Below are 25,223 nucleotides of genomic sequence, written 5' to 3'. Positions count from 1 at the left end.
TGCCGTAGCGCCTACAGGGATGCCGCAGGCTTGCGCGCGATAATCACCTGACTCTTGGCCACCACCGCATCCAGCGCCTGCTTGATCTGCGCGCCGCGCGGGGAATCCAGCACCGCTTGCCAGGTATTGGCCCAGTGCTCGAGCATCGGGTGATCGGGGTTGCTGAGATCGACCTTGGCTTCCCAGAACAACATCATCCACATCGACCAGTAGAAGCCATATTTACTGTGGCTGATGATCTCCAGCCCGGCCTCGCTGACCATGGCCTTGAACTGGTCTTCGCTGATAATGCGTATGTGATTGGGTTTCTGGAAATACTCCGGCGCGGCGATGTCCTTTTGCAGGTCCTCGGAGCTGGGATGCGGCACGCTCAGCAGATACAAAGCGCCCGGCTTGCCGACACGCACCAGTTCGGCAAGAAACTGCGCGGGATCATCAACATGCTCGATCACCTCGGTGGAGACCACACGCGTCGCCGTTGCGTCGGCGATCGGTAGCGGGTTGCAGTCGGTAATGTGGCATTCGATGTCCCGGGCCGGCGTGTCGCTCAGACGCTGGCGGGTGGCTTCGACCTTGGCCCCATCGATATCGGCAAGAATGATCTTCGCTCCGCGCATACCGCAGAAGTGCACGTTGCCGCCATCACCGCAGCCGACATCAAGCAACGTATCGTCGGCACTCACAGGGAATCCCGTGTACAGCTCGTGGGTTGCCTGGTTGTACCAGCCGCTGAGTTTCGCGTCGTAAAGGCCGAGCGAGTACGGATCAACCTTGTCGGCAACCGCAGCGACCGGTTCTGCTGCAGTCTGTGCAGGCGTTATCGCCGAGAGTTTCTTCAAAAAGCTCAGCATGAGGTGGCTCCGGGTGAGGTAACTGCAGTTCGGGAGGTGTCGAGGCGCTTGACCAGTGCAGCACCGCGATTGCGCATCGGCATTTCGACCACGCGGTAGTTGAGTTCGCTGAGGAGCGCGATCAGGCCAAAGGCAATCAGCATCGTAATGATGGGATGTCCGGCGGGGCTCGGCAGGCCACTGCTCTGCAAGCGAAAGATCAGTTCACGCACCAATAGATACGCCGGAATGTGAATGAGGTAGATACCGTAGGAGCGGCTGCCGATCCATGCCAGCAACCGCTGCAAGCGTCCGGCAGGCATCAGGTAGTCACAGTTGTACGAGGCGATCCAGACCAGCAGCGCACTGAGCACGGCGATCGAACCGATGCGGAAACTGGCCAAGGTAAAACGGTCGGTCGCCATGAAGCTCAACAGCGCTGCAATGACAATCAAGGCTGAAATGCCAAGCCATGGTCGGCGCAAGAACGAGGGCTGCCAGCGCTGATAACCCGGCTGCGCACTCCACATCGCCAACAGCACGCCAAGGGCCAGCGCGTCGGTGCGTACTACCATCAGCAAAGGCGTGCGCACAGTCAGAATCTGCACCGCCACCAGCGCCAGCAATGCCCAGACCAGGTGTCGGCGAAACAACAGGATCAGCAACGGAAAGAGCAGGTAGAACTGCTCCTCCAGCGCCAGGCTCCAGTAGACGAAACTGCTGCCGTATTCGTATTGGAAAAAGCTGTCGGCGAAGCGGAAATTGGCGTATTGCAGTACCCCGGCCAAGGTCGCCTGAAGATTGGCGGACAGCGTACCGAACGCACCGGACCGGTTGAAAAACACACAGGCCAGCAGGATCACCGCCAGCCATAACCAGGCCGAAGGCAACAGGCGAAAAGCCCGGCGCAGCCAGAAATGGCGCACCTGTTGCCAGCGCTCCTGACCCGTCGTGCAGCCTTGCAGCACCGGGATCAAGCTGCGGGCGATGACAAAACCGGAGATCGCAAAAAACAGGTCGACGCCCCACCACGTCTGCGCCCATTCGTGGATCCGGGCAAGCGACGGCACCGGGTCAGTGAACAGATTGTCCGGCAAATGGTGGAACAACACCGCGAGCACCGCGACCGCACGCAGGACTTCAACGTCCATGATGCGCTTGGCGTTCATGCTTGGGGAGCTTCCAAAGCAGGCGCACGATGCTCGAACAACTGCGTCAGAAACCCTCGCAAACGCTGTTCAGCCACAGCCTGGCTGCAGAACGCCTGCAAACTGTCGACTGCCTGCGCGGACATATCGGCATAGCGCTGCGGCTGGTTTTTCGCGACATCGTAACTGGCCCGATAGGCCTCGCATAACGAGGTCCAGTTGGTCACGTAACGCAGGGTTCGAAAGGCCTTGCGCGGGTCGTGAGGCCAGGCTGTCAGCTCATCCGTGGACTCGATGAGAAAGGCATTCGCGGTGCTCAGGTAATCGATCATCGCCGTGGTACGCGGCGCCACCGCCGGCTTGCCGCAGGACATGAACTCCATCAGCGGCAGGCACTGACCTTCGCCGTAGGAGGTATTGACCACATACCGCGTGGCCTGCACCAGTTGCTCGTAGTCCGGATCGGCAAGGTAACCGTAGATCAGAACGATGCGGCAGCGGTAAGACTGGTTTTTGTACAAATGATGGAGGATATCTCTGAGCGCTTCTTCGGCGTCGTGGTGAGTGAGCTTGAGCACCAGCGTCGCGTCTTCGACATCGCGAAAACTAACGCAAAAAGCGCTGAGCATGTCTTCCCAGTTCTTGCGCCCGTCACCGGGATTGAACACCGAGGTATAAACCACGCCGTCAAGCACCAGCGTCTGCTCGGAGGCCGGCGCGGCGAAGTCGATGCCGTCGCCGCTGCGCAGGTGCGCCGGCCCGAATGCATTCAGATTGAGGGTGCGGCTGTCCGCGACCAGACCTTTGATCGTCAGGCTGTAGGCGGTGGCCAGGGCTTGCTCGGGCATTTTCGCGCCACGGGCAGCAAAGCGGTCCCAGACCGGCGCCGGCACCGCGACGATCGGGTACTCGGCACCCATCGCCTCGTGCACGGCATTGACCGTGTAGCTGGAGTGGGTGATCGCTGCGCCACAGGCATGCAAGACGCTACGCCAGTCATTGCGCGGCTCGCCCGCAAAGGCTTCATTGGGGATCGTGCTGAACTCCCACGCAAACACCGGCAGCGTCGGACAGGCCAGGTGAACGGGAGTGCGATGCGGCGGCGAGAACGACAGAAACACGCAGGGCTCGCCACGGCTCAGACATTCCAGATACAGAGCATCGACTTCTGTCTGCGGATCGGCCACTTCCACGACCCGACCGATGCGTTCGAGCACCGGACGATACTCCTTGAGCACGAAGTAATAGCTGTACTCCGAACGCCCGAGGTTCTGCGCAATGGTGTGCCGGTTGGTTTCCGAATGAATGATGATCAGCATGAGGCGTTATCCGTCACAGGCGCAGCATCGGTGGGGCCTGCTGTCAGCGCAAAGAACTCCGCGAGCCGTTTGCGCACCGGCGCGAAGGCGCAGTATTGCTGCATGCGCGCGACGGCGGCGGCAGACATCCGCTGATACTCCTGCGGCTGGGCCTTGGCCATTCGATAGCTGTTTTCGTAGGCGTTTTTCAGCGAGCCCCAGTCGGGGCGGTGCCGCAGCGTGCGGTAGATGATCCGCGTGTCCTGCGGCCAGATCGTCAGCTCTTCACTGGACCTGACCACGAACGCCACCGAGTCATCGATGTAATCTTCCATCGCCGTGTGATCGGGGGCGATCACCGGTTTACCGCTGGACATGAACTCCATCAAGGGCAGGCATAGCCCTTCGCAACGTGACGCGTTGACGTAGAAACTGGCCGCCTGATAGAGCCTGGCGTACTGCGCGTCGTCGAGGTAACCGTGCATCACCACGACCCGACAGGCGAACGGTGTGAGTTGCGCCAGCAGGGTCATCAACTCGTTGTAATAGGACGCCAGATCATTCTGGGTGATCTTGAGCACCAGCGTCGCGTCGGGCGTTTCGCGGAACGCCCAGCAGAATGCGCTGATCAGTCGATGCCAGTTCTTGCGGCCATCCTTGGGATTGAATACCGAGACGTACACCACACCCTCGACTGTGGTTTCGACCACCGATGAGGTGTCCGGCAGATCGAGTGGCGCCGGTTCGATCACGGGCACCGGCGCAGCGCCGCACACCTCAGGCCAACGCTGTTGCAGCCAGCCATGCAAAGCGTCCGGCAGCAGATCGCGAATGCCCTCCCAGTACCAGTTGTGCAGAAATTTCACCCGTGGCACTGGTTCCGCCTGCTCGTGTCCCAGATCCAGCACCCACAGGCGCAGATAATGTCGAGCAATGACCAGTCGGCGTTTGAACGTCAACGGTGGCGGGCGCGCGGCTTCAATTGCTGCGGCCAGTGCCGCCTGCTCTTCAGGGCTGATTGGCGTTGGGATCAGCGCATCGGCTGACAGGCCGAGGGTGCGTGAATCGAAAATACAGCCCTTGATCGCCAGTGCAGTCCCGGGATTGACCGGCATAGGTTGGTGTTGCTGACGAATCGTTGCGAAGCTGTCCCACAACGGCGTCGGCAAAACCAGCACCGGGAACGCTTCGCCCATGGCGCGGCGGATGGCCGCTGCCGTGTGGCTCGACAGAGTGATGACCCGGCCGTGGCGCGCGAGCATGCGTGTCCAGTCCTGACGCGGATCGTCGTCCCATTGTTCATTCGGGATCGAATCGAACTCCCAGGCCACCACGCAAATCGTCGGGCATTCCAGATCAACCGGGGTCTTCTGCGGTGGGGTGAAGGACAGGAACACAGTGTCTTCACCTGCGGCGAGCAATTGCCGGTAAATCACATCGACGTCGGCGACAGATCCGGCCACGTGCACGCGCCCCAGGCTTTCCAGCACCGGGCGATAGGCTTTGAGGACAAAGTAATAGCTGTATTCCGGACGCCCCAGACTGGCACTGATGGAGCTGTCGTTGACGTCCGAATAAAGAATGAAATTCATGGCATCCCACGATGAAGCGCCATCCCGGCTACTTCATGCTATGACGGCCGCGCGTCGGATCGGGTCGGCAAGGCCGGCACTCGTCCGTCATCATCGGGCACGTCTCTGTTCTTGTTTTAGTGGTCAGTTTCACCCCGCGTCGCGGCGCCCCAAAAACAACCGGCCAACTCGCGACGAAGGCCATTCTAAACACATCCATCGCGAGTCCGGGAACCGCCGGGCGAGAATAAATCGGACTATGCTGACGAGAACTGACCAGTCACGGTTTGCCCGGTTGAAATTGCCGAGCAATTGGCACAGATTGGCAACCAAACAACTACAACAACGGCTTCGCCTGCTGTTTGCGCGGGTATTCCCCGCTGTATTTCAGACTTATCCCAAAAGCATCCGGGAAAGCGGCGCAAGTCATGACCAAGGGGTCGCTGTTTGAAAAAACGTCTGTTCGTCACGGGCCTCAGCGGCTTCGTGGGACAACACATTCAGTCTCGTCTGGCTTCGCCGGGATCGTCGTGGGCGCTGCTGCCTGCCGCATCGGCCTACGACCTTACGAACGCCGACAGCCTCATCGACCTTTGGCCCGAGATGCCGGATGCAGTCATTCATCTGGCCGGACAGACCTTCGTGCCGGAAGCCTTTCGTGACCCGGCCCGCACCCTCGATATCAATCTTTTCGGCACCCTCAACCTGTTGCAGGCGCTCAAGGCTCGCGGCTTTGCCGGCACTTTCCTGTACGTCAGCTCCGGCGACGTTTACGGGCAAGTCGGCGAGCAGCACCTGCCGATCACCGAGCAACAACCGCCGCTGCCGCGCAATCCTTACGCGGTGAGCAAACTTTCAGCGGAGTTCCTCAGCTTGCAATGGGGCCTGAGTGAAGGCTGGCCGGTGCTGGTGGCGCGTCCGTTCAACCACATCGGCACCGGGCAGAAAGACAGCTTCGTCATCGCTAGCGCAGCCCGGCAGATCTGCCGCATCAAACAGAGCCTGCAAGCACCGCAACTGCAAGTCGGCGATATCGACGTGACCCGCGATTTCCTCGATGTCGGCGATGTGATTCGCGCGTACTTCGCATTGCTGGAAAACGGCACACCGGGGCAGGTCTACAACATCTGCTCGGGCCGCGAGCAAAGCATTCGCAGCCTGATCGAGCAATTGGCCGATCTGGCCGAAGTCGACGTTGAACTGGTGCCGGATCCGGCGCGCATGCGTCGCGCCGACCAGCGCCGCGTCTGCGGCAGCCACGCAAAACTGGCCAAAGCCACAGGATGGGCGCCAGCCACCACCACACAACAATCCCTGCGGGCGATCCTGTCCGACTGGGAGATGCGAGTACGACAAGAATGACAAAAAGTGCACTGATTACCGGGATCACGGGCCAGGATGGCGCCTATCTGGCCAAACTGCTGCTGGACAAGGGTTACAAGGTTCACGGCCTCGTTGCTCGACGCAGCAGCGATTCACGCTGGCGCCTGCGCGAGATGGGTGTCGAAGCCGACATTGTCTACCTCGACGGCGACATGGCCGATGCCTGCTCGGTGCAGCGTGCGGTAATCAAATCGGCACCGGACGAAGTCTACAACCTCGCCGCACAGAGTTTTGTCGCCGCCTCCTGGGATCAACCGGTGACCACCGGCATCGTCGATGGGCTGGGCGTGACGCACCTGCTCGAAGCGATTCGCCAGTTCAGCCCGCACACGCGCTTCTATCAGGCCTCGACCAGCGAAATGTTCGGCCTGATCCAGGCAGAGCAGCAGGACGAAAACACCCCGTTCTATCCACGCAGCCCTTACGGGGTGGCCAAGCTCTACGGCCACTGGATCACCGTCAACTACCGCGAAAGCTTCAACCTGCACGCCAGCAGCGGCATCCTCTTCAACCATGAATCACCGTTGCGCGGTATTGAGTTCGTCACACGCAAAGTCACCGACGCCGCCGCGCGCATCAAGCAGGGCAAACAGCACGAGTTGGCGCTTGGCAACATTGACGCCAAGCGCGATTGGGGTTTTGCCGGCGATTACGTCGAAGCCATGTGGTTGATGCTGCAGCAGGACAAACCCGACGACTTCGTGGTCGCCACGGGCGTCACCACCACGGTGCGCGAGATGTGCCGCATTGCCTTCGATCACGTCGGCCTGAACTACCGCGATTACGTGAAGATCGACCCGGCGTTCTTCCGCCCGGCCGAAGTCGAAGTGCTGCTCGGCAACCCGGCCAAGGCCCAGCGTGTGCTGGGCTGGAAACCGAAAACCGACCTGGATACCTTGATCCGCATGATGATGGATGCGGACATGAAACGCGTCGCCAAGGAGTAGGCCATGCTGATTCCGGTGATTCTGTCCGGCGGTGCCGGCACCCGTTTGTGGCCGGTGTCCCGTGAGGGCCACCCCAAGCCGTTCATGACCCTGCCCGACGGCCAGTCGCTGCTGGGCAAGACCTACCAGCGAGCGGCGGCGTTGCTGGACGGCTGGGGCGACATCGTCACGGTGACCAACCGCGAGTATTACTTCCAGAGCAAGGATCACTATTGCGCGGCTCAGGTGTCGCGCCATCGCGGGCACTTTCTGCTGGAGCCGAGCGGGCGCAATACCGCACCGGCGATCGCAGCGGCAGCGCTGTCATTGCAGGCGCTGCATGGTGACGACGCAATCATGGTGGTGATGCCGGCGGATCATTTGATCGTCAATCAGGACGCCTTGAAGTGTGCGGTCGAGCACGCAGTGAATCTGGCGAAGGACGGTTATCTGGTGACCTTCGGCGTGGTCCCTACCGCGCCGGAAACCGGCTTCGGCTATATCGAAACCGGTGCGCCGCTGGACGCCAGAGGCGCGGCCAAGGTGCAGCGCTTCGTCGAGAAACCCGACCTGCAGACCGCCACGCATTACCTGGAGAGCGGCAACTTCCTGTGGAATTCGGGGATGTTCTGCTTCACCACCGCGACGCTCATTGCCGAACTGCAACTGCACGCACCCGAGTTGCTGGAACAGACCCGCGCCTGCATGGCCGTCAGCGCACCGGTCGAAACGGTCGGCTGCCTGCAACAGGAGTTGTCGTCGACCCTGTTTGCCGAGATCACTGACATCTCCATCGATTACGCATTGATGGAGCGCTCGGAAAAAGTCGTGGTAGTGCCCGCCGGTTTCGATTGGAGCGACATCGGTTCGTGGAACGCCGTCGCCGCGCTGATTCCCGCCGATGCTGATAACAACCGCGCCAGCGGCGAAGCGATCTTCATCGACAGCCACAACAACTTCGTGCAGAGCGAAGGCCGGCTGGTGGCGACCGTCGGTGTGGATAACCTGATCATCGTCGACACCGCCGACGCGGTGCTGGTGGCCCATGCCGACCGTGCGCAGGATGTACGCCGCGTGGCGAAGCAACTCAAGGACAAGTCCCACGAAGCCTATCGCCTGCATCGTACGGTCAGCCGTCCGTGGGGCACCTACACCGTTCTGGAGGAAGGCCCGCGTTTCAAGATCAAGCGCATCGTGGTCAAACCCGGTGGCAAGTTGTCGTTGCAGATGCACCATCATCGCAACGAACACTGGGTAGTGGTCGAAGGCATGGCCAAGGTCACCAACAACGGTTCCGGCACGACCCTGGTCGCCAAGAATGAATCAACGTTCATCGCCGCCGGCCACAAGCATCGCCTGGAGAACCCCGGGGTGATCGATCTGGTCATCATTGAAGTGCAAAGCGGCGAATATCTGGGCGAGGACGATATCGTTCGCTTCGAAGATCAATACGGCAGGACGGTCTGAATGCTGCTTTCCCTGTACCGCTCGCTGCACAACTACCGTGGGTTCATCCTCGGCAGCGTGCAGCGCGAGTTTCAAGCGCGTTATCGCAACTCGCTGTTCGGCGCGCTGTGGCCAATCTTCAATCCGCTGTCGATGATCATTGTCTACACGGTGATCTTTTCCCAGATCATGCGCGCACGTTTACCGGGTGTGGACGACAGCATGGCCTACAGCGTCTACCTGTGCGCTGGTCTGCTGGCCTGGGGACTGTTTTCCGAAATAACCCTGCGCAGTCAGAACATGTTTCTGGAAAACGCCAATCTGCTGAAGAAAATCAGTTTCCCGAGGATCTGCCTGCCGGTGATCGTGCTAATCAACGCCGGGATCAATTTCGCCATCATCATCAGCCTGTTTCTCGGATTTCTGCTGATCACCGGGCGCTGGCCAGGGATGGCTCTGCTGGCGCTGATTCCGCTGATTGCTCTGCAAATGATGTTCTGCGCCGGGCTGGGTATGGTCCTTGGCGTGTTGAACGTGTTCTTTCGCGATGTCGGTCAGTTGTTCGGCATCTGCCTGCAGTTCTGGTTCTGGCTGACACCGATCGTCTACCCGATCACGATCCTGCCGGAATGGGTGCAGCGCCTGCTGCAACTCAACCCGCTGACCAACCTGTTCAGCAGTTATCAGAACCTGTTTCTCTACGGTCAGTGGCCGGTATGGAGTTCGCTGCTGCCGGTTTTCATTACTGGCGTGGTGTTCTGTCTGATCGGTCTGCGGCTGTTTCGCCAGCGCGTCGGCGAAATGGTGGATGAACTCTGATGGGACATATTCGCGTCACCGGCCTGGGCAAGGCCTATAAGCAATACCCAAACCGCTGGGCACGGCTGGCCGAGTGGCTGATTCCGTTTTCGCCGCTTCGGCATCAACAGCACTGGGTACTGCAAGATGTCGAATTCGAGATTGCTCCGGGTGAAGCGGTGGGTATCGTCGGCGCCAACGGAGCAGGCAAAAGCACCTTGCTGAAAATGATCACCGGCACCACTCAACCCACCCGGGGCAGGATTGAATTGCAAGGGCGCGTCGCAGCGCTGCTGGAGCTGGGCATGGGTTTCCACCCGGACTTTACCGGTCGGCAGAACGCAATCATGGCCGGTCAGTTGTTGGGCATGCAGCTTGAAGAAATCCAGGCCCTGATGCCCGATATCGAGCGTTTTGCCGAAATCGGCGAAGCCATCGATCACCCGGTCCGCACTTACTCCAGCGGCATGCAGATGCGCCTGGCGTTCAGTGTCGCCACCGCCCGGCGCCCGGACATCCTGATCGTCGACGAAGCGCTGTCGGTGGGCGATGCCTATTTCCAGCACAAGAGCTTCGAACGCATCCGCAGCTTTCGCAAATCCGGCACGACGTTATTGATCGTGTCCCATGATCGCTTCGCGATTCAGTCGATTTGCGACTCGGCGATCCTGCTCAAGGATGGGCGCGTGGCCATGCGCGGCAAACCGGAGCCGGTTCTCGATTATTACAATGCGCTGATGGCCGAACGTGAGGGTCAGGTAGTACGCCAGGAAACGCTCGCCGGCGGCGAGGTGCAAACGGTCTCCGGCACCGGCGAGGCGGCGATTCTGAGCGTACGCCTGCTCGATGAAAACCAGCGCAGCATTGAGGCTGTCGAAGTCGGCCAACCGGTGGTGCTCGAAGTGCAGGTCGAAGTGCGCAAGGACATCGAACGGCTGGTGCTGGGCTTCATTCTCAAGGATCGCCTCGGCCAGATGATGTACGGCATCAACACCCACCGGCTGAACAAGGCATTGACCGATCTGCGCGCCGGTGAACGCTTCACCTATCGCTTCGCCTTCATCATGGGCCTGGGCAAAGGCAACTATTCGGTGTCGCTGAGCCTGTCGCGTCTGGACTCACATCTGGATCGCAATTTCGAGTGGCGTGACTACGGGATGGTGTTCCAGGTGATCAACAGCCGTCGGGAAGACTTCGTCGGCTGTACCTGGCTGGACGCCAAAACCACCATCAGCCGCGACACCGAGGCCCTGTCTGTCGAGCGCGCGCCATGACCCGCCTGCTGGTCGAATGCACTCACGTATTCAAACACCCCAAGGTCAATTCCGGAATCCAGCGCGTGGTGCGCAACGTCATCAAGCAGCTGCCCGCCAGCGCTGAAGGCGTCGAGTGCATGCCGGTGGTGGTGATCAATAGCCAGCTCTACCGCGTGCTGCAACTGGCGCCACTCGATACACCGTTCTGGAACAGCCTCGAAACCTTCGGTGAACGCCTGGAGCGCCTCGCCCATCGTTTCTGGCAGTGGCATCAGCGCCGCGATGCGCTATGCACTTCGAAACTGGCGCGGCGGCTCCTTTACGCCAGCTATCGGTTGACCCAGTTTGCCGTGCTCGGCCTGCCGATTCGGCTCGTCAGACGGATCAATCGCAGGCAGCTGCTTAAACGTTGCTCGCCGCTTCAACACCACCCGGGCGATCAACTGGTGCTGCTGGATTCATCCTGGCACTCGGACTTTTTCGCCCATGTCGAGCAGCTCAAACGCGACGGCGTCGGCATGATCGCGGTGATCTACGACCTTATTCCGCTGACGCATCCGCAGTTTTACGACACGCGGCTGGTCGAAGTTTTCAATGAGTGGTTCGACTGGATCACCCGCACGGCCGATGGCTACATGGCGATTTCCGCCACAGTGCGTGATCAGGTGCGTGGTGAATTGCAACGCAGAGTCGGTGCCGAGCAGACTGAAAAGCGCTGGTTCGATTACTTTTATCTGGGGTCCGAGCTCGATCTGCAGCACAGCGAAGCCACGGTCGAACCGCGCCTGAGTGACCTGTTCACTGCGACCGAAGCGGTTTTTCTGATGGTCAGCACCATCGAGCCGCGCAAGAACCATGGGTACCTGCTCGACGCCTTCGAACGCGCCTGGGCTGCCGGTTCGACCGCACGCTTGTGCATCGCCGGGCGTATCGGCTGGAAATGCGAGGCGCTGCTTGAGCGAATCCGCAATCATCCGGAACTGAATCGGCGCCTGTTCATGTTCAATGACCTGAGCGACACCAGCCTCGAATACGCCTATGCGCAGGCCAGCGCGTTGGTGTTTCCTTCGTTTGTCGAAGGCTTCGGCCTGCCACTGGTAGAAGCCATGCAGCGCGGTTTGCCAGCGATGGGCAGCGACGTCGCGGTATTCCGCGAAATCGGTGGCGAGTTCATGGCGTATTTCGATCTGCTGGATCCACAAAGCCTTGCCGATCTGATCGAAACCTATCAGCGCAGCGGACAGTTTCCCGCCGCCCGCGACGTCGCTGACTGGCGCTGGATCGGCTGGCGCGAGGCCAGTGAGCAGTTGGCGACACGCAGCCTTGCCCATGTTCAGCAGGCCCTGCGCGTGCAAGCGAGGCCGCATGCGCATTGCTCTTAACGCCCGCATCCTGCAAGCGCCGCGCACCGGCATTGGCCACTACGTCGCCGAACTGGTCAACGCCTTGCGCAGCGAACCCGATGTGGACGTAAGCCTGTTTCACGGATGGGGCTGGAGTTCGGCCCTGCCGGACGCGGCCATGCCCGGCTACTCGCGCATGACGCCATTGCTGCGAAAAATTCCCGGGGCTTATCAGGCACGCCGCTGGCTGGAGCAGAAACGTTTCGATCAGGTGCGTGCACAAAAGATTGATCTTTATCACGAGCCAAGCCTGTGGCCGCTGGCCTTCGACGGTCCGACCGTGATCACCCTGCATGACCTGACGCACCTGCATTTTCCAGAAACCCAGCCACCAGCACGTTTGAGGGAAATCGAACGTCGTCTGGCCGCCGGCGTGGAGCAGGCGCGGGTCATTCTGACCGATTCGCAGGCGATCGCTGACGAGGCGCAGGCCTACTTTAATCTCCCTGCACAGCAATTCGTTGTGGCGCCGTTGGGTGTGTCCGAGCGCTTCCGTCCCCGGCCACTTGAGGAAATCGACAGTGTGCTCAAGGCTCACGCCGTCCAGGCACGGGAATATTTCCTCTGTGTCGGCACCTTGGAGCCGCGCAAGAACCTGAGCCTGGCGTTGCAGGCCCACGCCCTGCTGCCAGACGCTGTGCGCCAGCGCTTTCCCTTGTTGATTGCAGGCATGGCCGGATGGCAGCGCGAACAGTTCAACGAGCCACTGCGCCAGGCACTGGCCAGCGGCCACGTGTGCCTGCTCGGCTATCTGCCCGATGAGCAATTGGCGCAACTGCTGGCCGGCGCCCGGGCGCTGATATTTCCGTCGTTGTATGAGGGCTTTGGCTTGCCGGTGCTGGAAGCCATGGCCAGTGGCACGCCGGTGGTGACCACCCGTTCTTCGGCGATGCCGGAAGTGGCTGGCGCGGCTGGCAACTATATTGAAGCGGACGATGCCGAGGGTCTGCGTGATGCAATGGGCCGGTTGATCGACGACTCGCTGCATTGGCAGGCCTGCCGCGAAGCGGGATTGCAGCAGGCGGCACTTTTTTCCTGGCAACGTTGTGCACAGGCTACGGCTGGTGCCTACCGCCAGGCCATGGGAGGTTGAATGCGCGTTCTTCATTTCTTCAAGACGTACCTGCCCGATTCGGTCGGCGGCATCGAACAAGTCATCTTTCAGTTGTGCGAAAGCGGCGCTCAGCATGGCATCGATGGGCAAGTGCTGACCCTCAGCACCAATCCGACACCGCCCGTGGTGCAACTGGGTCAGCACGAAGTACATCGGGCGAAGCTGGATGTCCAGTTCGCCTCCACTGGCTTTTCCTGGAGTGTGTTCAAGCAGTTCCGTGAGCTGGCCGCCGAAGCCGACGTGATCAACTATCACTTCCCGTGGCCATTCATGGACCTGGTGCATTTCGCCAGCGCTGTGAACAAGCCGAGCGTAGTTACTTATCACTCGGACATCATTCGCCAGAAGCATCTGCTCAAGCTCTATCGGCCACTGATGAATCGCTTCCTCGCCAGCGCCGACCGCATCGTTGCTGCATCGCCGAACTATCTGCACACCAGCGATGTGCTGCAGCAGTTTCAGGACAAAACCCGCGTTATCCCCTACGGCCTGAATAAAGCAGGTTATCCACAGCCCGATATCGAACGCATGAACCGCTGGCGCCAACAGCTTGGGGATAAGTTTTTTCTGTTCGTCGGGGTAATGCGTTATTACAAGGGCCTGCACATCCTGCTCGACGCGCTCAAAGACATCGATTATCCCGTGGTGATTGTCGGTGCCGGTCCGCTGGAGCAGGAACTGCATGCACAGGCCGCCGCGCTGGGCCTGCGCAATATTCATTTCCTCGGCCGTCTGAGTGACCAGGACAAAGTGGCGTTGCTGCAATTGAGTTACGCGATCGTATTTCCTTCGCACCTGCGCTCCGAGGCTTTCGGGATTTCGTTGCTCGAAGGCGCGATGTACGGTAAACCGATGATCTCCAGCGAAATCGGCACCGGCACCAGTTTCATCAATATCCACAACGAAACCGGACTGGTGGTGCCGCCGAGCAATCCACAGGCCTTTCGGGAAGCCATGCGTACGCTATGGGACAACCCTGAGCGTGCCGCCGAGATGGGCGTCAAAGCGGAAGCGCGCTATCGGCAGTTATTCACTGCCGATGAAATGGGCCGCAAGTGGACAGAGCTGTATCAGGAACTGCTGGCTGAAAAGGCTCTGTCCTACGCTTGAGTGGAGGTCACGCGGTTTTCTGCAACCCGGCCACCGTGCGCGGCATTGCGACAAAACCCGGCAACGCTTCGACTCGTGCCAGCCAGGCGCGAACGTTGGCGTAGTCGTCCAGCGAGACATTGCCCTCCGGGGCATGCGCAATGTAGCTGTAGGCAGACACGTCAGCGATGGTCGGCTCTTCGCCCGCCAGATACGCTGTTTTGCCCAGTTCCAGCTCCATGACCTTGAGCAGATTGTGCGCACGGCCAATGACTTCCTCGGCATTCAGTTGCGCACCAAACACCGTGATCAGGCGTGCCGCCGCCGGGCCAAAGGCAATCGGTCCCGCCGCTGCCGACAACCAGCGCTGCACATGCGCTGCGCCCACCGGGTCGGCCGGCAGCCAGCGTCCGTTGCCATATTTCTGCGCCAGATAAACCAGAATCGCGTTGGAATCGGCCAGCACCACGCCGTTGTCATCAATCGCCGGCACTTGGCCAAAGCTGTTGATCGCCAGGTACTGCGGCTGCTTGTGCTCACCTTTGGCCAGATCGACGAAGATCAGCTCGGTCGGCAGTTGCAGCAGCGACAGCATCAACTCGACGCGGTGGGCGTGACCGGAACGTGGGAAGTTGTAGAGTTTGATCGCTTGCATGGTCGACTCCGCTGAAAAATGACGTCGCTACGGGAATGAGCGCGCCGATGGAGTCATCATCTATGGGTTGCCGGAACAACAGAATAACCAGCCACTGCAATCGATTATTTCATCTCGTGCAATAACGCCGCAGCACTCAAGGCTGGATGCTCACGCAGCGCCTTCACGGCGAAGTCGACAAAACTGCGGATCCGCGCCGGTGCCTTGCGCCCGCCCTGATACACCACATGGATCGGCAACGGTGGCAATTCAAACTCGGCGAGGACGATTTCCAGCTCCCCCGCCGCGACTTTGTCCGCCACTTGATACGACAGCACTCGCGTCAGGCCCAGGCCTTTGCGCGCGGCAGTGATCGCCGACTGATTGGCCGTGACGGTCAGGCGCGGTTCGGTGCGCACACTGAGTGCTTCACCGCCGTCGAGAAACGGCCAGTTGCGTTGCTGACCGATCGCCGATGTCGCCACCACCGGCAACCCGGCCAATGCCTGCGGATGCTCCGGGCGGCCATGTTCAGCCAGAAACCCCGGCGAAGCGCAGATTACCCGCCGCACTTCCCCAACTCGGATCGCATGCTGATTGCTGTCCGGCAGCTCACCGATGCGTACCGCGACATCAATGCCCTCCTCGACCATGTTGACCACCCGGTCCAGCAACAGCGCGTTGATCGACACATCCGGATAACGACAAAGGTAATCGGCCATCACTGGCGTCACGAACAGATCGCCAAACAGCACCGGCGCAGTAATCGTCAACTGCCCGCGCGGCAAGGCATGGCTGCCCGCCGCCGAATCCTCGGCCTCCTGCACCTCGGCAAGAATCCGCCGGCAGTCATCGAAATAACGCTGCCCGGCTTCGGTGAGATGCACGGTGCGCGTGGTACGCACCAGCAACTGCGTACCGATATGCTGCTCCAACGCCGCTACGGCCCGGGTGACGCTCGCCGCCGACAGACCCAGACGCCGCGACGCCGCCGAAAAGCCTTGCTCCTGGGCGACGACAACGAAGATCTGCATTTCCTGAAAGCGGTCCATGGGATTCCTCGGCGGCGGATACGACAATCGCAGCCGAGGCTGCGATTGTGGGAGCGTAGATCAACGGTGGATAACTTATTCCACGGTGACCGATTTCGCCAGGTTGCGCGGCTGATCAACGTCGGTGCCCTTGAGCACGGCGACGTAATACGACAGCAGTTGCAGCGGGATCGTATAAAGGATCGGCGAGAGAATGTCGTGGATGTGCGGCATTTGCACCACGTGGGTGCCTTCGCCGTTGGTCATCGCAGCCTTCTCATCCGCGAACACGATCAACTCGCCGCCGCGAGCGCGGACTTCCTGCAGGTTGGATTTGAGCTTCTCCAGCAGTTCGTTGTTCGGCGCGACGGTCACCACTGGCATGTCGTTATCCACAAGTGCCAGCGGCCCGTGTTTGAGCTCGCCGGCCGGGTAGGCTTCGGCATGGATGTAGGAGATCTCCTTGAGCTTCAAGGCACCTTCCATTGCTACCGGGAATTGCGCACCACGGCCGAGGAACAGGGTGTGGTTTTTTTCGGCGAACAGCTCGGCGATTTTTTCCACGGTGCTGTCCATCGCCAGCGCTTCGCCGAGGCGAGTCGGCAGGCGACGCAGTTCTTCGACGAGTGTTGCTTCGACGCCGTTAGCCAGAGTGCCGCGCACCTGACCCAGCGACAAAGTCAGCAGCAACAGGCCGACCAGTTGCGTGGTGAAGGCTTTGGTCGAGGCCACACCGATTTCGCGACCTGCCTGGGTCAACAGGGTCAGATCGGATTCACGCACCAGCGAGCTGATGCCGACGTTGCAGATCGCCAGGCTGGCGAGGAAGCCCAGCTCCTTGGCATTGCGCAGGGCCGCGAGGGTGTCCGCGGTTTCGCCAGACTGCGAGATGGTCACGAACAGCGTGTCCGGCTGCACCACCACTTTGCGATAACGGAATTCGCTGGCGACTTCGACCTGGCATGGGATGCCGGCCAGTTCCTCGAGCCAGTAGCGCGCGACCATGCCGGCGTGATAACTGGTGCCGCAGGCGACGATCTGCACATTGCGCACTTTGGCGAACAGCTCGGCGGCTTGCGGACCGAAGGCCTCAACCAGCACTTGATTGTTGCCCAGGCGACCTTCGAGGGTGCGCTGAACCACGGCCGGTTGTTCGTGGATTTCCTTGAGCATGTAGTGGCGGAACTCGCCCTTGTCGGCGGCTTCGGCACCGTCGGTGTACTGCACGGTCTGGCGCTCGACAGCGTTGCCGTTTACGTCCCAGATCTGCACGCTGTCGCGACGGATTTCAGCGATATCGCCTTCTTCCAAATACATGAAGCGGTCAGTGACCTGACGCAGAGCCAACTGGTCGGAAGCGAGGAAATTCTCGCCCAGGCCCAAGCCGATCACCAATGGACTGCCACTGCGCGCGGCAACCAGACGATCCGGTTGCTGTGCGTTGATCACTGCCAGACCGTAGGCGCCATGCAGCTCCTTGACGGTCGCTTTGAGCGCGGCAGTCAGGTCCGGTTGTTCCTTGAGCTTGTGGGTCAGCAGGTGCGCGATGACTTCGGTGTCGGTGTCCGAGCTGAACGAGTAACCCAAAGCTTTGAGTTGCTCACGCAGGGCTTCATGGTTCTCGATGATGCCGTTGTGCACCACCGCGATATTGCCGGAAAAATGCGGGTGGGCATTGCGCTCGCACGGCGCGCCATGGGTAGCCCAACGGGTGTGGGCGATACCGAGGCGACCGGCCAGCGGCTGTTCGGCCAGTGCGGCTTCCAGTTCGCTGACCTTGCCCGGACGACGCATGCGTTCCAGGGTCCGGTCGTTGGTGTAAACCGCCACACCGGCGCTGTCATAGCCGCGGTATTCGAGGCGCTTCAGGCCTTCGAGAAGGATGGCGGTGATATTACGTTCAGCTACTGCGCCGACAATGCCACACATGGTTATTTCTCCTGACTGACAGCCGCACAGATCAAAGTGATCCCGCGGGCCTGAAGCTGATCGCGTGCCTCGACGGGCAGGCGATCATCGGTAATGAGGGTATGGATGCTGCTCCAGGGCAGCTCCAGGTTGGGAATCTTGCGACCGATCTTGTCGGCCTCGACCATGACGATCACTTCTCGCGCCACGTCGGCCATCACCCGGCTGAGGCCGAGCAGTTCGTTGAAGGTGGTGGTACCGCGCACCAGATCGATGCCGTCGGCGCCGATGAACAGTTGGTCGAAGTCGTAGGAGCGTAGTACTTGCTCGGCGACCTGGCCCTGAAAGGATTCCGAGTGCGGATCCCAGGTGCCGCCGGTCATCAGCAGCACTGGCTCGTGTTCCAGTTCGCTCAAGGCATTGGCGACATGCAGCGAGTTGGTCATCACCACCAGGCCCGGTTGCTGGCCCAGTTCGGGAATCATTGCGGCGGTGGTGCTGCCGCTGTCGATGATGATGCGCGCGTGCTCGCGGATGCGTTTGACCGCCGCGCGGGCGATCGCCTGCTTGTACTTGGAAATACTCTGCGCCGTTTCTGCGACCAGCTCTTGCGGCATGGTGATGGCACCGCCGTAACGACGCAGCAAAAGACCATGGGTTTCCAGCGCAGCAAGATCCTTGCGAATCGTAACTTCGGAAGTTTCGAAGCGCTTGGCCAGCTCATCCACACTGACTTCGCCCTGCTCATTGAGCAAGGCGAGGATGTTATGACGACGTTGGGGAGTGTTGCGCTTGGACATGGCGGATTAAGTTTCGATTCGAAAGATAACGCAAGCAATGAAACTCTATCGAAAGGTTGCCGTCAAGACGCGGGGAGAAAAATTCAGAAAGATCGAAATGACTGTGGGAGCGAGCCCGCTCGCGAAAAGGAGTCTCAGCCACTGAAGACGTGACTGACAAACCGCATTCGCGAGCAGGCTCGCTCCCACAGGAATTGTGGATAAGTCAGGGCTTTTTGATCTTTTCCGGCCGCTTCCAGCCGTCAATGTTCTTCTGGCGAGCTCGGCCAACTGCCAGCTGAGCGTTATCCACATTTTGCGTGATGGTCGATCCGGCCGCAGTAGTTGCACCGTTGGAGATATCCACAGGGGCAACCAGCGAGTTGTTGGAACCGATGAACACATCAGCGCCCAGTACGGTTTTCCACTTGTTGGCGCCATCGTAGTTGCAGGTGATGGTGCCGGCGCCGATGTTGGTGCGTGCGCCGATTTCGGCATCGCCCAGATAGGTCAGATGGCCAGCCTTGGCACCCTCGCCCATGTGGGCGTTTTTGAGCTCGACGAAGTTACCCACATGCGCGCGCGCTTCGAGCACAGTGCCCGGGCGCAAACGCGCGAAGGGACCGGCGTCGCTGCATTCACCGAGAATGGCGCCTTCGATATGACTGTTGGCCTTGATCACCACGCCTTTGCGCAGGGTGCTGTCCTTGATCACGCAGTTCGGGCCGATCTGTACATCGTCTTCAATGATCACCTTGCCTTCGAGGATCACGTTGATGTCGATCAGCACATCGCGGCCCACGCTGACTTCGCCACGCACATCGAAACGCGCCGGGTCACGCAGGGTCACGCCTTGAGCCATCAGGCGACGGCCGGCGCGCAACTGGTAATGACGCTCCAGTTCAGAGAGCTGCTTGCGATCATTGGCGCCCTGCACTTCCATCGGGTCGTGCGGTTGTTCGGTAGCCACGACCAAACCATCGCTGACCGCCATTTCGATTACGTCGGTGAGGTAGTACTCGCCCTGCGCATTGTTGTTCGACAGGCGACTCATCCAGTCCGCCAGACGATCGGCCGGCACAGCGAGGATGCCGGTGTTGCCTTCGGTGATCGCACGTTGCGCTTCGCTGGCGTCTTTGTGCTCGACGATCGCCGCGACCTTGCCGTCAGCATCACGCACGATGCGGCCGTAACCGGTCGGGTCATCCAGCTCGACAGTGAGCAAACCCATCTGGCCCGGCACGACATGCTTGAGCAGACGTTGCAGGGTTTCGACTTCGATCAGCGGCACATCACCGTAAAGAATCAGCACGGTGTCGGCATCAATGGACGGCACCGCCTGGGCGGTGGCGTGGCCAGTGCCCAGTTGCTTGTCCTGCAACACGAAATTCAGGTCATCAGCTGCCAGCCGCTCACGCACCACATCGGCACCGTGACCGATCACCACGTGAATGCGTTGTGGATCAAGTTGCCGAGCGCTGTGGATAACATGGCCGAGCATGGAGTTGCCGGCAATCGGGTGCAGCACCTTGGGCAGCGCCGAGCGCATGCGAGTGCCTTGACCGGCCGCGAGGATAACGATTTCGAGAGACATGACTGGCTACCAATCCTGGGTGGTCAGCAACTGCGACCGGGTTTTAAATTCGGAAAAGAAAAAAGGGTAGCCGAGGCTACCCTTTTTTATCAATCGCACAACAAGCGGATGACGGATTAACCGCCAAACTTCTTGCGGATCTGCTGGACGGTGCGCAGCTGGGCTGCAGCCTCGGCCAGACGAGTGGCAGCGGCGCCGTAATCGAAGTCCGCGCCTTTTTCGTTCAGGGCATTCTCGGCAGCCTTGAGAGCTGCCTGAGCCTGAGCTTCATCCAGGTCGGCGGCACGTTGCACGGTATCGGCAAGTACCTTGACCATGTTCGGCTGAACCTCGAGGAAACCACCGGAGATGTAGAACACCTCGGCTTCCCCGCCTTGCTTGATCAGGCGGATCGGACCCGGCTTGAGATTAGTGATCAGCGGCGCGTGACCCAGAGCGATACCAAGATCACCCAGTGCACCGTGCGCAATCACCATCTCGACCAGGCCGGAAAAGATTTCCCCTTCCGCGCTGACGATATCGCAATGGACTGTCATAGCCATCTGATTGCCTCAACCTAAATTAGCGCCCGTTGCCGGGCGCCGGGATTACAGTTTCTTGGCTTTCTCGATCGCTTCTTCGATGCCGCCAACCATGTAGAACGCTTGTTCTGGCAGGTGGTCGTAGTCACCGTTGAGGATGCCTTTGAAGCCAGCAATGGTGTCTTTCAGGGAAACGTATTTACCCGAAGCACCGGTGAAGACTTCAGCCACGAAGAACGGCTGCGACAAGAAGCGCTGGATCTTACGAGCACGGTTAACCAACTGTTTGTCGGCTTCCGACAGCTCGTCCATACCCAGGATCGCGATGATGTCTTTCAGCTCTTTGTAACGCTGCAGAACATACTGAACGCCGCGAGCGGTGTCGTAGTGGTCCTGACCGATCACGTTCGGGTCCAGCTGGCGCGAAGTCGAATCCAGTGGATCTACCGCCGGGTAGATACCCAGGGAAGCGATGTCACGAGACAGAACGACGGTGGCGTCTAAGTGGGCGAAGGTGGTCGCTGGCGACGGGTCGGTCAAGTCGTCCGCAGGTACGTATACCGCCTGGATCGAGGTGATCGAACCTTCCTTGGTCGAAGTGATACGTTCTTGCAGAACGCCCATCTCTTCAGCCAGGGTCGGCTGGTAACCTACTGCCGAAGGCATACGGCCCAGCAGTGCGGATACTTCAGTACCGGCCAGGGTGTAACGATAGATGTTGTCGACGAACAGCAGAACGTCGTTACCTTCGTCACGGAACTTCTCGGCCATGGTCAGGCCAGTCAGAGCTACGCGCAGACGGTTTCCCGGCGGCTCGTTCATCTGACCGTAAACCAGTGCCACTTTGTCCAGAACGTTGGAGTCCTTCATCTCGTGGTAGAAGTCGTTACCCTCACGAGTACGCTCACCCACACCGGCGAACACGGAATAACCGCTGTGCTCGATGGCGATGTTACGGATCAGTTCCATCATGTTTACGGTTTTGCCTACACCGGCACCACCGAACAGACCGACTTTACCGCCCTTGGCGAACGGGCAGACCAGGTCGATAACCTTGATGCCGGTTTCCAGCAGGTCGTTGCCGCCTGCTTGCTCGGCGAACGAAGGTGCTGCGCGGTGAATGCCCCAGCGCTCTTCGGTGTCGATCGGGCCAGCTTCGTCGATCGGGTTACCGAGGACGTCCATGATCCGGCCCAGGGTCGCTTTACCGACCGGTACGGAGATGGCTGCGCCAGAGTCGGTGACTTCCAGACCGCGCTTCAAGCCCTCGGTGGAACCCATCGCAATGGTACGCACCACGCCGTCGCCCAGCTGCTGCTGAACTTCCAGGGTGGTTGCGGCCGCGCTTTGTACAGTCAGCGCGTTGTAGATGCTCGGTACGCTGTCGCGTGGAAATTCCACGTCGATAACGGCGCCGATGATTTGAACGATACGTCCGCTACTCATAGCTGGATCCTCTGAATATTTGAACCGTTAAACCGCGGCAGCGCCGCCGACGATTTCCGAGATCTCTTGGGTGATCGCAGCCTGACGCGCCTTGTTGTAGATCAGCTGCAAATCGCTGATCAAATCACCGGCGTTGTCGGTAGCGTTCTTCATCGCGATCATCCGCGCAGCCTGTTCAGCCGCGTTGTTCTCGACCACCGCCTGGTAGACCTGCGACTCGACGTAACGGACCATCAAGCCGTCAAGCAGCTCTTTGGCGTCCGGTTCGTAGAGATAGTCCCAGTGGTGCTTGAGATCCTGATCCGGGGTTGCCACCAATGGAATCAACTGCTCCACGGTAGGCTGTTGCGTCATGGTGTTGATGAACTTGTTGGACACCACGGACAGGCGGTCGATACGGCCGTCCAGGTAGGCATCCAGCATCACCTTGACGCTGCCGATCAGGTCATTGATCGACGGCTCTTCACCCAGGTGGCTGATAGCTGCAACGACGTTACCGCCGAAGTTGCGGAAAAAGGCCGCACCCTTGCTACCGACTACACACAGATCAATCTCGACGCCGTTTTCGCGGTTTACCGCCATGTCCTTGACCAGGGCCTTGAACAGGTTGGTGTTCAAGCCGCCGCACAGACCACGGTCACTGCTCACGACGACATAACCGACGCGCTTGATTTCGCGGTCGATCATGAACGGGTGGCGGTATTCCGGGTTGGCGTTGGCCAGATGCCCAATTACCTGGCGGATACGCTCCGCATAAGGACGGCTAGCAGCCATGCGCATTTGTGCCTTGCGCATTTTGCTGACCGCCACTTTTTCCATGGCGCTGGTAATCTTTTGCGTGCTTTTGATGCTCGCAATCTTACTGCGAATCTCTTTTGCGCCTGCCATGTAACACCTATCAGGTTAGCAAGCGGGAGCCTCGCGGCTCCCGCTGCGGCTTACCAGGTTTGGGTGGCCTTGAACTTCTCGATACCGGCTTTCATGCCAGCGTCGATTTCGTCATTGAAGTCACCTTTAACGTTGATCTTGGCCATCAAATCGGCGTGATCGCGGTTGAAGAAAGCAATCAGCGCTTGTTCGAAGCTGCCGACCTTGGCGATTTCAATGTCAGTCAGGAACCCACGCTCAGCGGCATACAGCGACAGCGCCATGTCAGCGATCGACATTGGTGCGTATTGCTTCTGCTTCATCAGCTCGGTAACGCGCTGACCATGCTCAAGTTGCTTGCGGGTCGCTTCGTCCAGGTCAGAAGCGAACTGAGCGAATGCCGCCAGTTCACGGTACTGAGCCAGAGCGGTACGGATACCACCGGAGAGCTTCTTGATGATCTTGGTCTGAGCGGCACCACCCACACGGGATACCGAAACACCGGCGTTCACTGCAGGGCGGATGCCCGAGTTGAACATGGCCGATTCCAGGAAGATCTGACCGTCGGTGATGGAAATCACGTTGGTCGGAACGAACGCGGAAACGTCGCCAGCCTGGGTTTCGATGATCGGCAGTGCGGTCAGGGAACCGGTTTTGCCGGTCACTGCGCCGTTGGTGAACTTCTCTACGTATTCTTCCGAAACGCGGGATGCGCGCTCCAGCAGACGGGAGTGGAGGTAGAACACGTCGCCTGGGTAAGCTTCACGGCCTGGTGGACGGCGCAGCAGCAGGGAAATCTGGCGGTAAGCCACTGCCTGCTTGGACAGATCGTCATAAACGATCAGCGCGTCTTCACCGCGGTCGCGGAAGAATTCACCCATGGTGCAACCGGAGTACGGTGCCAGGAATTGCAGCGCAGGAGATTCCGAAGCACTGGCAGCCACGATGATCGTGTTGGCCAGGGCGCCGTTTTCTTCCAGCTTGCGAACCACGTTGGCGATGGTCGATTGCTTCTGACCGATGGCTACGTAGACGCAGAAAATGCCGCTGTCTTTCTGGTTGATGATCGCGTCGATCGCCAGAGCGGTTTTACCGATCTGACGGTCACCGATGATCAGCTCACGCTGGCCACGGCCGACAGGGATCATGGCATCGACAGCCTTGTAGCCAGTCTGTACAGGCTGGTCTACCGACTTACGCCAGATCACGCCTGGAGCAACTTTCTCGACCGCGTCGGTCTCGGTGTTGCCCAGTGGACCTTTGCCGTCAACAGGGTTACCCAGAGCATCGACCACGCGGCCCAGCAATTCCTTACCAACAGGAACTTCGAGGATGCGGCCGGTGCACTTGGCGCTCATGCCTTCAGCCAGCGACTGGTAGGAGCCCAATACCACGGCACCTACGGAGTCCTGCTCCAGGTTGAGGGCCATACCGTAGACGCCGCCCGGAAACTCGATCATCTCGCCGTACATGACGTCGGCCAGACCGTGAATCCGCACGATGCCGTCAGATACGCTGACGACAGTGCCTTCGTTACGGGCTTGGGAGGTCACATCGAGCTTGTCGATGCGGCCCTTGATAATTTCACTTATTTCGGAAGGATTGAGTTGCTGCATTGCTCTGCTGCCCCTTCAAACTCAAGATTTCAATGCTTCGGCAAGTTTCGCGATTTTGCCGCGAATCGAGCCATCGATAACCAGGTCGCCGGCGCGGATCACGACACCACCAATCAAGGCAGCGTCCTCCGCAACTTGCAGGCGCACTTCCCGGTTGAGTCGTGCACTGAGAACCTTGGCGAGTTTGTCTTGCTGTTCTTGGTTCAATGCAAATGCACTGGTCACTTCAACGTCTACCGATTTCTCTTGTTCGGCCTTGTACAGGTCGAACAGAGCGGCGATCTCCGGCAGAAGCAGGAGACGGTCGTTCTCGGCAACGACGTTGATGAAATTGCGTGCCTTTTCATCAAACTTGTCGCCGCACACGTCAATGAACGTGGCGGCCTTTTCTGCGCTCGTCAGTCGCGGGGCCTTGAGCACGCGCTGCAGGGTGTCGTCTTGCGACACCGCTGCTGCCAGGCCGAGCATGGCTGACCAATTGGCCAGTTGCTGGTGGGCCTGAGCGTGCTCGAAGGCCGCCTTAGCGTAAGGTCGGGCCAACGTGGTCAGTTCTGCCATGATCGCC

The 25,223-nt window shown here is 59.8% G+C and carries 22 protein-coding genes; 8 read left to right on the top strand and 14 right to left on the bottom strand.

Going from position 1 to position 25,223, the window contains the following annotated elements:
- Nucleotides 1–11: 11 nt before the first annotated feature.
- From ACV8MC_RS06700 to ACV8MC_RS06685, 4 genes are read right to left on the bottom strand one after another with little or no spacing between them, the layout of a single operon-like run.
- A complete protein-coding gene (locus tag ACV8MC_RS06700; protein ID WP_457264843.1) occupies nt 12–851 on the bottom strand; it encodes a class I SAM-dependent methyltransferase in 840 nt (279 codons plus the stop codon).
- Nucleotides 845–1,999 (bottom strand): acyltransferase family protein, encoded by a 1,155-nt coding sequence (locus ACV8MC_RS06695; RefSeq protein ID WP_457264841.1) that lies wholly within the window; start codon nt 1,997–1,999, stop codon nt 845–847. Before ACV8MC_RS06695 ends, ACV8MC_RS06700 begins: the two co-directional genes overlap by 7 nt.
- On the bottom strand, nt 1,996–3,297 hold the full coding sequence (locus ACV8MC_RS06690) for a glycosyltransferase (protein WP_457264839.1): 1,302 nt from the start codon (nt 3,295–3,297) through the stop codon (nt 1,996–1,998). Before ACV8MC_RS06690 ends, ACV8MC_RS06695 begins: the two co-directional genes overlap by 4 nt.
- Complete coding sequence (locus ACV8MC_RS06685; RefSeq protein ID WP_457264838.1) at nt 3,291–4,868, bottom strand: glycosyltransferase; 1,578 nt, start codon at nt 4,866–4,868, stop codon at nt 3,291–3,293. Before ACV8MC_RS06685 ends, ACV8MC_RS06690 begins: the two co-directional genes overlap by 7 nt.
- A 426-nt stretch (nt 4,869–5,294) precedes the next feature.
- Here ACV8MC_RS06685 and ACV8MC_RS06680 point away from each other — a divergent pair, with 426 nt between their 5' ends.
- Genes ACV8MC_RS06680 through ACV8MC_RS06645 form a run of 8 tightly spaced genes read left to right on the top strand, consistent with a single transcriptional unit; the run spans nt 5,295 to nt 14,283 of the window.
- Nucleotides 5,295–6,209: a GDP-mannose 4,6-dehydratase gene (locus ACV8MC_RS06680; protein WP_457264836.1), complete on the top strand. Its 915-nt coding sequence runs from the start codon at nt 5,295–5,297 to the stop codon at nt 6,207–6,209.
- On the top strand, nt 6,206–7,177 hold the full coding sequence (gmd, locus tag ACV8MC_RS06675) for a GDP-mannose 4,6-dehydratase (RefSeq protein ID WP_105704732.1): 972 nt from the start codon (nt 6,206–6,208) through the stop codon (nt 7,175–7,177). The genes ACV8MC_RS06680 and gmd overlap by 4 nt, the downstream gene beginning before the upstream one ends.
- Nucleotides 7,178–7,180: 3 nt before the next feature.
- Complete coding sequence (locus ACV8MC_RS06670; protein WP_056791065.1) at nt 7,181–8,623, top strand: mannose-1-phosphate guanylyltransferase/mannose-6-phosphate isomerase; 1,443 nt, start codon at nt 7,181–7,183, stop codon at nt 8,621–8,623.
- Complete coding sequence (locus ACV8MC_RS06665) at nt 8,624–9,421, top strand: ABC transporter permease (protein WP_252879150.1); 798 nt, start codon at nt 8,624–8,626, stop codon at nt 9,419–9,421.
- Nucleotides 9,421–10,674 carry an ABC transporter ATP-binding protein gene (locus tag ACV8MC_RS06660; protein WP_258707375.1) on the top strand — a complete coding sequence of 418 codons (1,254 nt, stop codon included), beginning with the start codon at nt 9,421–9,423 and terminating at the stop codon, nt 10,672–10,674. The genes ACV8MC_RS06665 and ACV8MC_RS06660 overlap by 1 nt, the downstream gene beginning before the upstream one ends.
- Nucleotides 10,671–12,038, top strand: coding sequence for a glycosyltransferase family 4 protein (locus ACV8MC_RS06655; RefSeq protein ID WP_457264833.1), 1,368 nt, complete (start codon nt 10,671–10,673; stop codon nt 12,036–12,038). The genes ACV8MC_RS06660 and ACV8MC_RS06655 overlap by 4 nt, the downstream gene beginning before the upstream one ends.
- The gene (locus tag ACV8MC_RS06650) at nt 12,022–13,152 is read left to right on the top strand and encodes a glycosyltransferase family 4 protein (RefSeq protein ID WP_457264832.1); all 1,131 of its coding nucleotides are present in this window, start codon (nt 12,022–12,024) and stop codon (nt 13,150–13,152) included. Before ACV8MC_RS06655 ends, ACV8MC_RS06650 begins: the two co-directional genes overlap by 17 nt.
- A complete protein-coding gene (locus ACV8MC_RS06645; RefSeq protein ID WP_457264831.1) occupies nt 13,153–14,283 on the top strand; it encodes a glycosyltransferase family 4 protein in 1,131 nt (376 codons plus the stop codon).
- A gap of 7 nt (nt 14,284–14,290) precedes the next feature.
- Here ACV8MC_RS06645 and ACV8MC_RS06640 read toward each other — a convergent pair whose 3' ends face one another.
- The 10 genes from ACV8MC_RS06640 to ACV8MC_RS06595 form a co-directional block, all read right to left on the bottom strand.
- The gene (locus ACV8MC_RS06640) at nt 14,291–14,917 is read right to left on the bottom strand and encodes a glutathione S-transferase family protein (RefSeq protein WP_236167828.1); all 627 of its coding nucleotides are present in this window, start codon (nt 14,915–14,917) and stop codon (nt 14,291–14,293) included.
- A gap of 104 nt (nt 14,918–15,021) precedes the next feature.
- Nucleotides 15,022–15,948: a LysR family transcriptional regulator gene (locus ACV8MC_RS06635; protein ID WP_041476539.1), complete on the bottom strand. Its 927-nt coding sequence runs from the start codon at nt 15,946–15,948 to the stop codon at nt 15,022–15,024.
- Between the two features lie 75 nt (nt 15,949–16,023).
- Nucleotides 16,024–17,856, bottom strand: a complete 1,833-nt coding sequence (gene glmS, locus ACV8MC_RS06630; RefSeq protein ID WP_457264828.1) for a glutamine--fructose-6-phosphate transaminase (isomerizing) — start codon at nt 17,854–17,856, stop codon at nt 16,024–16,026.
- A 2-nt stretch (nt 17,857–17,858) separates the two neighbouring features.
- Nucleotides 17,859–18,635, bottom strand: coding sequence for a DeoR/GlpR family DNA-binding transcription regulator (locus ACV8MC_RS06625; RefSeq protein WP_041476528.1), 777 nt, complete (start codon nt 18,633–18,635; stop codon nt 17,859–17,861).
- Between the two features lie 205 nt (nt 18,636–18,840).
- On the bottom strand, nt 18,841–20,208 hold the full coding sequence (gene glmU / locus ACV8MC_RS06620) for a bifunctional UDP-N-acetylglucosamine diphosphorylase/glucosamine-1-phosphate N-acetyltransferase GlmU (protein WP_457264826.1): 1,368 nt from the start codon (nt 20,206–20,208) through the stop codon (nt 18,841–18,843).
- 116 nt (nt 20,209–20,324) lie between these two features.
- Nucleotides 20,325–20,750: a F0F1 ATP synthase subunit epsilon gene (locus tag ACV8MC_RS06615; RefSeq protein ID WP_016772407.1), complete on the bottom strand. Its 426-nt coding sequence runs from the start codon at nt 20,748–20,750 to the stop codon at nt 20,325–20,327.
- A gap of 45 nt (nt 20,751–20,795) precedes the next feature.
- On the bottom strand, nt 20,796–22,175 hold the full coding sequence (gene atpD, locus ACV8MC_RS06610; RefSeq protein WP_016772406.1) for a F0F1 ATP synthase subunit beta: 1,380 nt from the start codon (nt 22,173–22,175) through the stop codon (nt 20,796–20,798).
- A 27-nt stretch (nt 22,176–22,202) separates the two neighbouring features.
- Nucleotides 22,203–23,063: a F0F1 ATP synthase subunit gamma gene (atpG, locus tag ACV8MC_RS06605; protein WP_007911960.1), complete on the bottom strand. Its 861-nt coding sequence runs from the start codon at nt 23,061–23,063 to the stop codon at nt 22,203–22,205.
- Between the two features lie 50 nt (nt 23,064–23,113).
- Nucleotides 23,114–24,658 (bottom strand): F0F1 ATP synthase subunit alpha, encoded by a 1,545-nt coding sequence (gene atpA / locus ACV8MC_RS06600; RefSeq protein WP_016772405.1) that lies wholly within the window; start codon nt 24,656–24,658, stop codon nt 23,114–23,116.
- Nucleotides 24,659–24,679: 21 nt separating this feature from the next.
- On the bottom strand, nt 24,680–25,216 hold the full coding sequence (locus ACV8MC_RS06595) for a F0F1 ATP synthase subunit delta (protein ID WP_016772404.1): 537 nt from the start codon (nt 25,214–25,216) through the stop codon (nt 24,680–24,682).
- Nucleotides 25,217–25,223: the final 7 nt, after the last annotated feature.

The sequence above is a fragment of the Pseudomonas sp. PK-RTE-24 genome, assembly GCF_054052265.1.
This window is presented reverse-complemented; position numbering and strand designations above follow the sequence as displayed.